We start from the raw sequence: 10,195 nt of genomic DNA on the forward strand, positions 1-10,195 counted from the left end.
CGCGCTGCCCGTAGGCTGAACATTACCCGCAGGCGAGCCTCTGCTCCCTTCTGATTAACACACGGCCATTACTCTATTCCTTGCGTTCGCTGAACCGCCGGTTCACTGACCGTCACATCCTTTTGTGTCCCTGATGAATATGTTTTCTGCTGTTGCGGGTAGCTGAAAAAAAATCCAATCGACATAAAGGACACTACCGCCACCGCGGCGACATAGTAAACCAGCATAAACGCATTGCCGGACCGGCTAATCAGCGCGGCTCCGATTAACGGTGCGGTGCCGCCAAACAACGCGGTTCCGACGTTATAGGCTATCGCCCCCGCTGACGCGCGCACCTCTGCCGGGAACATATCGACCAGACTGATGGTCATGCCGCTCGTTACCATCGGAAAGATCATCACCGGCACAACGACAGCGATTATTGCGCTGTGCAATGTCCCCTGTTTCGCCCAACTGAAGGCAAAAAACATTGCCGGGATAATCAGCACACAGCCCAGCATCATCCAGCGTTTTCGCCCGACAACATCACTCAGATAACCATGCAGCAGTGTGCTGAATATCAGCACAAATTGTGAAACCAGCACCGCCATTGCCGCATCCGGCCTGGGCATGCCGACAAAGGTAGTGAGATAGGTCGCAAAGAAGCCCAGAATCAGATAATTCGGCAGGGTGTGACTCATCAGGATCGATATAAACACCAGGATATTTTTCCACTGAGAGCGGATGACCTGGCGAATAGCGGGCGGATCCAGCCGTTGCTCTGCCCGCAATTGCTCTATCGCCCGGAACGCCGGACTTTCATCAAGTTTGCGGCGGATAAGCAGGCCGACCAGACCAAGCGGCAATCCTGTGGCAAACAACACCCGCCAGCCCCACTCTTCCATTTGTGTCGACGTAATCACTGATGACAACAACATATAGAGACCGATGGCGGAAACTGTACCGATGTAAGCGCCAATCGGTGAAAACGAGGCACGGAAAGCACGGCGTTTCTGATCGCTGTTTTCCACGATGTAATCCGTAGCCGTGGCGTATTCACCGCCAGCAAAAAAACCCTGGATCAGCCGGAAAATCACCAGAAGTACGGTCGCGGTCGTGCCAGCCTGTGCATAGGTGGGCAGCAACGCAGTCAGTCCGGTAACCATACTCATGCCGGTGATGGTGATCATCAGCACGGAACGTCTGCCCCAGCGATCGCCGGCCAGCCCCAGAACAATGCCGCCGATCGGTCGCACCAAAAAACTTGAAGCGTAAAGAAGCAGTACGGACAGCAGTGCGGTGACTGGCGCATCCTGCGGAAAAAAAATCCTGGAAATGACGCTGGCCAGCAGACCATAAAGTGCGAAATCGAGAAACTCGACCAGATTACCCGCGACAGCGCCGATCAGCGTCTTGCGCTGCATCTCTGGCGTCACGTTGGGAGGCGTTGCTGAAGTTGTCATCGTTACCCTCTCTTCACCGCATTACCACGGTTGGTTGAACGTGAGTCAGCATGGCTCGCCATCATTCCACATTACGGTATGGCATTCCGTTTATTACGTTAGTTGAGGAAAAAATAACCGTCAATGTGCGGGTAAGAGGATTTTGCTATGGGTAACTCTTCCGGGATAAATCAATACAAACGAGGTGATCTGGATATTCTGGCAGTAATAACTTGCTGCCAGAATAGCATCTTGTCAGCCTCTGGCGCTGCTCTGAAAACCAATTGACCGGGCGGCTTTCACTGTCAACGCGCCCCACGCCATAATCTTATCTTCACGGTAGCGTGAGTCCGGCATTGAGATGCAGATACTTGCCACCGGCTGGTGCGCCGCATCAAAAATGGGGGCGCCAATGGCAAAGATACCGGAACGGTAATAACCACGGTTAATTGAGAAGCCACGCTCGCGTACCAGGGCCAGTTCATCACGCAATTTGCGGGCATCAGTGATGGTGGCCGGGTTAAAGGCATTAAGTTCGCCGTTCAATATTTTTTCTCTCTGCAACTCAGGCAAAAAGGCGAGTATCGCCATACCGTTGGCGGTTGAGTAAATGGGGGCAATATCGCCAATTGGGCTGACGGCGCGAACGGGATGCGGGCTCTCCAGGCGATCCACCACCACCACCGCGCTGTTACCGTCATACACCGAAACATACACCGTCTCCTGGGTGGCGTCGTGCAACTCGGCCATCGGCTCCTGCACCGCCGCAGCCAGACCGTCTCTGGTCAGTTCGCTGGGCCGGACACTGAGCACCCGGGGGCTGACCGTCCAACGCGGCATGTCGCCCTCAACCAGGCGCAGCCACCCTGCTTCATGAAATGTCCACAGGATCCGCTGAACAGTCGTTTTTGGCATCGACATCATTTTCGCCAGCTCGCCCACGCTCACCGGCTGCTTCTCCGACACCTTCTCCAGTACTTTCAGGCTCTTAATCAGACTTTGCATTGATAAACCGTCCGTTATTTGATGCCAATGTCATCGATGACTGTGCCGTAATATGGCACAGCCCGCCATATCCTGCCCGGCCTTTCCCCCCATTACCGCCATAATTTGATCCTTTCGCCTATTTTTTACCCTTGCGACGGTGATGAAACCATGCCAAATTATAAAAATGGAATATCATTCCTCATTGTGGAATGATTAATTATTCGCCCACTGAATATGATCAGTTTGATTTTGGTGACGGCGGATTCATGCCATGGCTTGCCGTTATTACCCGGGGCGCGATCAGCGGGATAAATCCGTACATCCGCAAAAATCTGATTAAGGGGAAAGTATGGGATTACGAATTGGTGTCGATATTGGCGGCTCTTTTACCGACTTCGCCGTATTTAATGAAGAGTCCGGCTCCCTTCACAGTCTCAAGGTATTCTCCCGGCCGGATCAACCGGGTCAGGAGGTGCTGCATGGCATTCAGGAACTGGTGAAGCGTTATGCCATCAACCCGGCTGATATTCACTACTTTACCCATGGCACCACGGTGGGTGTGAATGCGGTAGTACAGAAAAAAGGCGCAAAACTCGGGCTGATCACCAACCGATATTTTGAAGATGTACTGGCACTTGGCAGGCTGAAAACCCCGGATATGTATAACCTGCATTCACTGCGCCCGACACCACTGGTGGCGCGCGAACACGTATTCGGCATCGACGGTCGTCTGGATGCCACCGGCAGGGAACTGAACAGTATCAATGTACCCAGCGTACTCACCGCGATTGAGGGCCTGCGTGCCGCCGGCTGCGAAGGCGTAGTGATCGCTCTGTTGCATGCCTACCGTAATCCTGTGCATGAAAAACAGGTACAGGCCTTGATTGAACAGGCGATGCCGGGCTTTTTCGTCTGCTGTTCCAGCGATGTCTGGCCAACGATTCGCGAGTTCGAACGCACGCAAACAGCGGTGATCGGCGCCTATGTGCAGCCACGCGTCGCACACTATCTCGGTGCGTTACAGCAGGCGCTGAAGCAGGCGGGCGTTGGCGCCGAACTGAAAGTCACCAAATCAAATGGCGGCGTGATGAGTGCTGAAAGCGGCAAAGCGGAATGTGTGCAGATGATCCTCTCGGGTACGGCATCCGGCGTGATGGGGGCGGCCTGGGTTGCGCGCCAGTGTGGGCGGGAAAACGTGATGAGTCTGGATATCGGCGGAACCACGGCCGATGTGGCGCTGATAGTCAAGGGTGAAGCGCAGTACGACACCGGTGAATACATCGGTGATTACCAGATCCATATCCCTTCGGTATCAGTCACCTCGATTGGTGATGGAGGCGGTTCTGTTGCACGCGTTGATGAATTTGGCGTGTTGAAAGTCGGCCCGGAAAGTGCCGGTTCGACGCCTGGCCCGGTTTGCTATGGCCGCGGTGGCAGCCAACCCACCATTACCGATGCCTTTGTGACTCTGGGTATCCTCGGTCAGGCGCAACTCGGTTACAACTCGGTTAATGTGGATGTGGCGGCGGCGAAAGCGGCCATTGGCACGCTGGCCACCCAACCCGGACAATCCATTGAAAGCATCGCTGAATCGATCATTAATGTCTCGGTGTCTGGCATGTACGCCGGTATCAGCCGCCTGGTTTCCCGCTTTGGTATCGATCCGCGTGCGTTCTCGCTGATGCCGTTTGGCGGCGCCGGGCCGATGATGGCCTGTTATCTGGCTCGCGCCATGCGTATGCGTGAAATTCTGGTGCCCCTGATCCCTGGTGTATTAAGCGCACTGGGGGGGCTGGTCGCTGACGTGAAGAACGATTTTGTCCGTATTATTTACTGCGACCTGACCGCAGACCGTCTCCCACTGCTGGAGGCCGAATATCAGCGACTCGAAAGTCAGGCGCGTGACTGGTTAAGTCACGAAGTGGCTGACGCCCGCCGTGGTCAGTTCAGACTGTCTGCTGAAATGCGTTACAAGGGGCAGTCATTTGAGATCGAAACACCATTACAACGTGATGATTTGGCTCAGGGGAATCTCGCCGCACTACGTGACGCTTTTCACCAGCAACATCAACACCTTTATGCCTACAGTGACCGAGATGCCCTGATTCAGGTAGTCTCATTGCGGCTGGTGGTGAGCATGCCAACCCCCAAACCCCAGTTAGAACCGCTCCCGCAAAGCGACGACGCCCCCATTCCCACACAACAGATTGATGTATGGATGTCCGGCGGCTATCACACCGTCCCGCTCTACCAGCGCAGTCAACTGACTGCGGGCCAGCAGTTTACCGGTCCGGCGGTGATCACCCAGTCTGACACCACCATCGCCGTATTACCTGATTTTCACGCGCAGGTCGATGCCACTGGCAATCTGATCCTGACCGATCTTACCCACACCGCGAAATAGAGGAGCCCGGACATGGCGTTTGATACTTCAGGCTTGCAGATTCTGGCGAACTACTGTGTGGCCGCGGCTGAAAGCATGGCACACACCCTGGTACGCACCGCGCATTCCACCTTCGTGAAAGAGACGGAAGATTTCTCCTGTGCGTTACTGACGCCAGAAGGCCTCGCGTTTGCCTCACCCAAAACCCTTGGCGCAACCTGGTACATCGGGCTGGACTACGGCCCGGTACTGGGCATGATCGACCATTACCTTCCTGGTGATGTGGCGATGACCAATGATGCCTACAGTGGGCATGTAGCGACCCACAGCCCGGATATCGTGATGTGGAAACCGGTTTTCTGGGAAGGTGAGCTGGTGTGCTTCGTCGGTGGACACATTCATAACACCGATGTGGGGGGCGCGGTGCCGGCGTCGCTGTCACGTACCCTGACCGAGATTCATCAGGAAGGGATCCGCATCCCACCGACAAAAATCGTGCGTGAAGGGGTACTGGATGAAGCGCTGCTGACCGTGCTGAGAACCAATGTGCGCGCACCGGAACAGAATATGGGCGATCTTCATGCGCAACTGGCGATGCTGGCCAACGGTGAGAAGCGCGTATACGAAATGATCGCCCATTTTGGCGTGGAAAACTTTAAGCAAGGTATGGTGGCACTGCTCGATTACGCGGCCCAGCAGGCGGAACGTATACTGGAAAGCGTACCGGACGGCGATTACTTCTTCGCGGAGTACGCCGATGAGGACAGTGTGAACGGCAAACCGATGCGTGTCGCGATGACGCTAAAAATACGGGGTGGACGTGCGCTGCTCGACTACACGGGCAGTGACCCACAATTGCTCTCTTCCCTGAACATGCCCACCGGTGGCATGACGCGTCACGCGCTGGCGCTGGTCGGGTATCACTATGTGCTCTACACCCTCAACCCCGATATTCTGCTGAATGCTGGCCTGGATCGGGTCGTGGAATGCGTGCTGCCTGAAGGCAGCGTCATGAACGCAGTTTACCCGGCGGCGGTCGGTATGCGCAGTCTCACCTGTAAGCTGACGCATGTGCTAACTTTCGGCGCCTTCTCACAGGCAATCCCCGATCGTCTGCCTGCCTGCGCCGCCTGCGGCCTGGCCATTTTGAATGTCAAAACCACCAACGCCTCAGGACGCTCAGTGATCGCCTCGATTGGTCCGGTGGGCGGCGGCGCTGGCGGTATGCCTTTCGGTGACGGCGAAGAGGGTTCCGGCGCGAACGTCGCGTTCCTGCGTAACACGCCGGTAGAAATAAACGAAGCAGAAGTCCCGATCCGTATCACGCGTTACTGTCTGGTCCCGGATTCCGGTGGCGCGGGTCAATACCGCGGAGGCTCCGGCCTGATGATGGAGTTTCAGGTATTTGCACCGGACACCACGGTAACTGCACGTAACCGTGACCGTACGCATTTCGCCTCATGGGGCGTGCTGGGGGGTAAGGCAGGCAGCAATGCCATCTTTGTGCGTAATCCGGATAGCGCATCACCAGAAATGCTGGGCAACAGTGACGTTATTCACTGCCAGGCCAGCGATGTTATCCGCCTGACAGGTGCGGGCGGCGGCGGTTACGGTTCGCCGCTGGCGCGCGATCCTGAGCAGGTATTGCGCGATGTCAAAAGCGGCTATGTCTCACCAACCCGCGCAGAAGAGGATTACGGCGTGATCATCCGTCACGGCGAAATAGATAACACTGCCACCCAACAAAAGCGTGCCGAACTGTCAGCAACCTGTCCTCCCGTCGCGCACTTTGATTACGGTCCATGGCGCACCCGGTTTGAACAAAGCTGGACAGCAGAACGCTACCAGGCACTCACTGATATTCTCTCTGGCGTACCGATTATCTGGCGTTTTCACATCAAACATCGCCTGTTCGATGCCCTCACCAAAGCCGAAGAACAGGGCAATGTAGCCCCCCTGGGCGGCGAGTTAATTTATCGCCTGTTCGACGATTTCAGGGATGAATACCGGGAATTTCTTCAGAACGCTTAACTCTCCAAAGGTAGCGAACAACTTCGCTACCTTTGGTGGTTGGGGTTCAGTTCGCGCCCCTGCTTCTGCAGTCCTTCCGGCACAAAGAGTAGAGCATGACGCCAATAAATAGTCCCCCTGTTGAGCGCGTATCTTTTTCGCTCTATCTTTCTGACATTCCATGGCATCGGTTGTTATCAGTTTTCCCTTTATACCCAGAAGGCTAATAAGCTCCAGCATCGCTGTAATCTTGTTAGATTTCTCATCCGTTTTTCTCTGACCCAGTACCAGACTGTGCATTGTGGAGAAGGCGCTTATTAAATGAATGGCTCCCCGCCGACGACTTTTATCATAAGAGTGACGAAGCGTTTTTCCATCAATTGCAATAATGTCATTATTGTCTGATATATGGCAGTCACGCATCCAGCTAATAAAGCATTTATGAAATTTTTCAGGACTGATACAGGACACAACTCTGGCAATAGTGTCGTGGACAGGAATGCCATTATCAAAATCGCCATATTGTTTCAGAAAATCAAGATGGGTTTCACCAAAATCCTCAATATCCTCCCAACCTTCAGCGCCAGAAATAACAGCACATATCGTCAACAACAGAATATCAGATAATTTATGCTCCACCTTCCAGGATTGTCTGTAATCAGGGATGACAGTGATGTGCTCCATGAGTTTTGTAATATCCATATTTATTCTCCTTTATTCAGGAGAATTTGATCACAAATAACAATTAAATGATAGTTCTTTCACCGTTATGAACGGTATTCACCTGAGTGAAAACCGTACATTTTTAGTATGTAAAATGTACTTTTCATGATCTTTCCCTGGGGGATTGGTGCTCATTGTATTCCTTCACATCGGCAGAAAAATTATGCTCTGAAAAAAGCAGACATGCATTAAGTAAGTTAATTATTGCTTAATTTTTATCGCATATTCTTTATGAAAGTCTTTGCCAAAATGGATTGTTAATTCACGCCCAACTTTTCATGCCTGCTGATAATATGAAAAAATAGTTATGTACTTCATCAAGCCATAAATATTTATTACGCACATCCACTTGAAATGAATAATATCAAACCACTTACAGTTAGGCTCTGGCTATTGAATGCCTATTTTTTAGCATAACTAAAAAGCAATCAATCCACTGCATGAATAATGTACCTCTCGCAGTTTACCCCTCTGTTAATTCAATCGTTACTTTTTATACAACATGTTATAACAATTTTCTTCAGAAGATAAATCATATCTATAAAAACAATAATCTGAGAATTGCTTAAGTTTTTTTTCATTTAAATTACTAAGTAATGGTGTATCACAACCTGCATTGCAATTTGTTGGATCAACAAAAAAAAGGTTTGCACTCATATGCTTTTTAATAAAAAAGACATATTCTGTATCTTCCTTGAATTCACCAGATACCTGCTCAACACCAACAAAAAACCATGCAAGGGTCAATATTAATGCCATTATGACAACAACCCAACAATAATTTACCCTGTTAGCATTACCCATACCCCCCCCCCCTAAGATTGTTTATATTTAGTTGGTTTACCCAGATTAAATTCTTTTCTCAATTTTTCAACAAACTCCATACCTAAATTACCAGGGCAGGATCTTTCGATTACCTCGTTAGGCTTTTTGGGATTACGGTAAAAAATCTGGTGTTCCTTGTGCCCACCAAGTTCCGTAATATTAAAATAGTTAAGCAACGTGGATATGATTTTTTTTACTGCCTTTTCTTGCAAAGGGGTTACCTCATCATCAGAATCCAACCATTGTTCATCTAAGTCAGACATTAATACAATGCCTATAATAGATGTATTGCCAAAACTGATGTGAGCACCTTTATTTCTTATATCCTGCCCTTCAAAAATTTCACCATCACATCCAACAGCATAATGATAACCAAACTGGTTAAATTTACCCATATGCTCTTCTTCAATTTTTTTTATTTTATCACCATTCAAATCTGAACATGAATAACTATTCCCAGCATTATGAATAGCGATTTTAGTATAATTCCAGTCAGGGGAAACTTTCTGACTATCATTGGCCTTCCAGTCTGACCGAGTTTTGAATACACATCCACTCTTTCTCACCTCTGATATTATCGCTTGCCGCACTGCGGCTCTATTATCTAACTGAACAGGATTGATTTTATAATTTTTCTTATCTAATTGCTGCACCGATACCACTGTACATTCCGAATTAAAATTACTATTCTTTAAATCATCATCATCTGACATAACCTCATCATCCAAGAAAACCTCTTTCTTGGGTGAAATAAAATTAAATGAAACCGTTGGTGTTTTCCCTGTAAATCGTATTGGTTGAGTAAATCCAAACTGATCGGTTCTCCCACCACATACCTTTCCCGGCTTGAAATTGATATAGTAATCAATATTTTTTTGAGGCTCCCCAGTATGCTTGTCTATTGCGCGAGCCAGACCTATTTTATTAGCATTAATCAGCACTATTGAATGAGGCTTTGATTCAGCCAATTCAGTAGAATGCTTTAAAGAATTCTCATTTGATTGAGCCATTTAAACTGTCCTCAGACACAAAGTTTGCAACTATTTCAAACTGAAGAGGCCTCTCCCCAGTTTTTATTAATACGCGACCTTTTTCATCAGCCACCCCTGTATTTATAGTTCCATCTTCAAATTTTATTGTATAGTCCACAAAAGGAACAGGTTCACCGGTTATATTACTTTTGAAATCTATGAAACGAATGTATTCATCTAGCTTAATTAGCGGAAAGACCATCATTTCAGGCTTATGCTGCGTTTTTTCCCGCCTGACGTAATACCCGGCCCTTGTTCTGTACTCCCCGGCCGTCGCTGATTCAATAGCATTCCCATCCAGCGTGATATAACTCCCGCCACCATTCAGGGTGATCCTCTTTTTCGCGATGATTTTGATTTCATCCTCCGTGCTGACAATGCTGATTTCTTTACGTGCCAGCAATTCCATCAGGTCGTTCTGCGCCTGCACCTGCACCGGACCCTGGTTCGCGATGAGCTTGATGCCGAGCTTTCTCACAAACACGCTCAGCGTATTGCCAACCCCAATGAAAAAGTTCTTCATCACGCTGACGTCAGCATTTTTACCGGCAGTGGCAATCAGGTTCTGGCCAGCAGACACCTGCAGATGTTCCCCGCTGGTCATCGCCATACCCTCCGGCGCACTCAGCAGCAGCACCGATTTTTTGAGATCCGTCAGTTGCTGTTCCAGCAGCGTAATCTGCGCCTGCAGGTCCGCCGGATTTGCCGTCGCCGACTGCGCATCCGCCGAAATGGATGTCATCTGTTCCCGGGCATCACCCAGATTGCTGACCGCCGGCTGCATCTCCAGCACCTGGCCCTGGGCCTTCGTCTGC

7 protein-coding genes and 1 pseudogene are annotated in these 10,195 nt (G+C 50.4%); 2 read left to right on the forward strand and 6 right to left on the reverse strand.

From position 1 onward, the window contains the following. Window positions 1-68 precede the first annotated feature (68 nt). Entirely contained in the window at window positions 69-1,442 is a 1,374-nt protein-coding gene (locus tag EH228_RS14280) for an MFS transporter (protein ID WP_152322296.1), read from the reverse strand. A gap of 234 nt (window positions 1,443-1,676) precedes the next feature. Next, window positions 1,677-2,426 carry an IclR family transcriptional regulator gene (locus EH228_RS14285; protein ID WP_152322297.1) on the reverse strand — a complete coding sequence of 250 codons (750 nt, stop codon included), beginning with the start codon at window positions 2,424-2,426 and terminating at the stop codon, window positions 1,677-1,679. A 331-nt stretch (window positions 2,427-2,757) separates the two neighbouring features. Between EH228_RS14285 and EH228_RS14290 the strand changes: the two genes are divergently transcribed. Then, window positions 2,758-4,812, forward strand: a complete 2,055-nt coding sequence (locus EH228_RS14290) for a hydantoinase/oxoprolinase family protein (RefSeq protein WP_152322298.1) — start codon at window positions 2,758-2,760, stop codon at window positions 4,810-4,812. A 12-nt stretch (window positions 4,813-4,824) separates the two neighbouring features. Beyond that, the gene (locus EH228_RS14295; protein ID WP_152322299.1) at window positions 4,825-6,822 is read left to right on the forward strand and encodes a hydantoinase B/oxoprolinase family protein; all 1,998 of its coding nucleotides are present in this window, start codon (window positions 4,825-4,827) and stop codon (window positions 6,820-6,822) included. 99 nt (window positions 6,823-6,921) lie between these two features. On the opposite strand, the pseudogene EH228_RS14300 reads toward EH228_RS14295, so the two are convergent. The 4 genes and pseudogenes from EH228_RS14300 to EH228_RS14315 all read right to left on the reverse strand — a co-directional run. Further along, window positions 6,922-7,503 (reverse strand): annotated as a pseudogene (locus tag EH228_RS14300) (ISAs1 family transposase); the annotation flags it as partial. Window positions 7,504-8,010: 507 nt separating this feature from the next. Then, window positions 8,011-8,328, reverse strand: coding sequence for a hypothetical protein (locus EH228_RS14305; protein WP_152322300.1), 318 nt, complete (start codon window positions 8,326-8,328; stop codon window positions 8,011-8,013). An 11-nt stretch (window positions 8,329-8,339) separates the two neighbouring features. Further along, complete coding sequence (locus tag EH228_RS14310; protein ID WP_152322301.1) at window positions 8,340-9,359, reverse strand: peptidoglycan recognition protein family protein; 1,020 nt, start codon at window positions 9,357-9,359, stop codon at window positions 8,340-8,342. Continuing rightward, window positions 9,343-10,195 (reverse strand): DUF2345 domain-containing protein (locus EH228_RS14315; protein WP_152322302.1); only part of this gene is annotated, 853 nt, incomplete at its 5' end. The genes EH228_RS14310 and EH228_RS14315, both read right to left, overlap by 17 nt.

The organism is Erwinia endophytica (assembly GCF_009295515.1).
GTDB classification, from domain to species: Bacteria; Pseudomonadota; Gammaproteobacteria; order Enterobacterales; family Enterobacteriaceae; genus Erwinia; species Erwinia endophytica.

What these genes read in the sequence shown, in the direction of transcription:
- EH228_RS14295 (WP_152322299.1), top strand. Translation starts at nt 4,825, where the DNA reads ATGGCGTTTGATACTTCAGGCTTGCAGATTCTGGCGAACTACTGTGTG.
- EH228_RS14280 (WP_152322296.1), bottom strand. Translation starts at nt 1,442, where the DNA reads ATGACAACTTCAGCAACGCCTCCCAACGTGACGCCAGAGATGCAGCGC.
- EH228_RS14290 (WP_152322298.1), top strand. Translation starts at nt 2,758, where the DNA reads ATGGGATTACGAATTGGTGTCGATATTGGCGGCTCTTTTACCGACTTC.
- EH228_RS14285 (WP_152322297.1), bottom strand. Translation starts at nt 2,426, where the DNA reads ATGCAAAGTCTGATTAAGAGCCTGAAAGTACTGGAGAAGGTGTCGGAG.
- EH228_RS14310 (WP_152322301.1), bottom strand. Translation starts at nt 9,359, where the DNA reads ATGGCTCAATCAAATGAGAATTCTTTAAAGCATTCTACTGAATTGGCT.
- EH228_RS14305 (WP_152322300.1), bottom strand. Translation starts at nt 8,328, where the DNA reads ATGGGTAATGCTAACAGGGTAAATTATTGTTGGGTTGTTGTCATAATG.